This is a genomic window from Thalassobacterium maritimum, assembly GCF_031127805.1.
GTDB classification, from domain to species: Bacteria; Verrucomicrobiota; Verrucomicrobiia; order Opitutales; family Coraliomargaritaceae; genus Thalassobacterium; species Thalassobacterium maritimum.
Map to the genome: position 1 here is coordinate 1 of NZ_JARXHW010000243.1, position 441 is coordinate 441.

The 441-nt window shown below is 40.8% G+C and carries 1 protein-coding gene; it reads right to left on the minus strand.

Features of this window, described 5'->3' with window-relative positions:
- Positions 1 to 5: 5 nt before the first annotated feature.
- A partial coding sequence (locus QEH52_RS20210; RefSeq protein WP_308952768.1) for a DUF3592 domain-containing protein occupies positions 6 to 441 on the minus strand: 436 nt, incomplete at its 5' end.

Here is a 441-nt window from a genome sequence, read left to right on the forward strand (position 1 = left end):
TCTGCTCATGGTTTGGGGATGAAGTCTAGCCCGAAGATGGTCAACATGACTATAAATGTCCATAAGACTATAGGGCTATGATATCTGTCGGGGAGCAGGTATGCCTCTGAATGCTTCTTGGGGTTATAAAAAACGGATATTCTTTCTTCCGTGTTTTTATACGGATAAGTGGCTTTGAAGTTAGGTGAAATACGATGTCCTACATATTCGATTCCGTCGATGGTATACTGATATTCAACTCTGTTCCATTTTTCACTTTTTGTCGTCTGCATTCCGTATTGACTGTGAGAAGCCGAAGAGTGCATTCCTGATTCGTAGTCGATTATCTTTCCTGTTGTAGTAGGCCAACTGCTAATGTTCCAAAGGTGGATGTATCCTTTTAATAGGAGTCCACCGCTAACAAAAATAATCGCTAGAAATACGATTCTGTATCGTGGGATT